This is a genomic window from uncultured Tateyamaria sp. (assembly GCF_947503045.1).
Taxonomy (GTDB): Bacteria; Pseudomonadota; Alphaproteobacteria; order Rhodobacterales; family Rhodobacteraceae; genus Tateyamaria.
The window spans coordinates 1-466 of record NZ_CANNCF010000025.1 but is presented as its reverse complement, the minus strand read 5'-3'; the positions used below and the strand labels follow the sequence as shown (position 1 = coordinate 466).

The following is a 466-nucleotide window of genomic DNA, read 5'->3' as shown; positions in this document are numbered from 1 at the left end:
CATCAGGCTTGAGCGCCATTTCTTCGTCCGCACCATATGTATCATTGGTAATCAGCCAGTCCTGGGTGATGTCGCTTTCGTCCAGCCCTTCGAGCAATGCGATATCGGCACGGCTCAGCGCGTCTTCGCTGTTGGAGATGTAGACCTTGCGGTGATCATCACCCGTTTCGATGATGAGGTCGTTGTTCTCGTCCGTTTCCAGCAGGTAATGGTTGCCCTGCCCCCAGCCTGCGTCCTGCGTACCGGCCTGCACATTCAGCGTGCTTTCCAGCGTTTCGACGCGGCCATCGGCATGGGTGATTTCATATTGAATGCTGATGTCGTCCGTCTGGGTGGTGCCCGTGAGAACAAGGGCCAGCGTGTTGTCCGGATTGACCGTGACATTGCCGTATTCGGGGCCTTCGATGATCCGCACGGACTGCGCGGTCTCGTGATCTTCGGGCGCAAGATGTGCGACACGGCCGGC

General features: G+C 58.2%; 1 pseudogene. It reads right to left on the bottom strand.

Annotated elements, in window-relative coordinates:
- Nucleotides 1-466: pseudogene (locus Q1A89_RS23455) on the bottom strand (hypothetical protein); the annotation flags it as partial.